Source organism: Flavivirga aquimarina, assembly GCF_030540835.1.
Taxonomy (GTDB): Bacteria; Bacteroidota; Bacteroidia; order Flavobacteriales; family Flavobacteriaceae; genus Flavivirga; species Flavivirga aquimarina.
On record NZ_JAUOEK010000040.1, the window covers coordinates 1 to 319 of the forward strand.

A 319-nucleotide genomic window follows, 5' to 3' on the forward strand; every position below is an offset into this window, starting at 1 on the left:
CTATACCCCAACCCTGTTTTAAACACATTGAATATTAGCTTGAGCACATTAAATAAAGCAGAAAAAGTACAGGTTTATAATCTATTGGGAAAAAAAGTATTAGAAACTACAAATACAACCATAGATATAAGCTATCTATCAGAAGGGTCTTATGTATTAAAAGTAAAAACAGGAGACGGAAAAATTGCAGTTAGAAAATTTGTAAAAAAGTAATATAAACCTATCTTAATTTATAGAATTCTATTTGTTGTGAAGCAGGTTTGAAAAACTTATGTGCTCTTTAAAAAGTCTCCAGACATGTATTTTGGAGGCTTTTTTT

At 28.5% G+C, this 319-nt stretch carries 1 protein-coding gene; it reads left to right on the plus strand.

All coding sequences use genetic code 11. The features are described 5' to 3' along the window. Positions 1-213: T9SS type A sorting domain-containing protein (locus tag Q4Q35_RS01815; protein ID WP_303276210.1), on the plus strand; the 213-nt coding region annotated here is incomplete at its 5' end. Between the last annotated feature and the right edge of the window lie 106 nt (positions 214-319).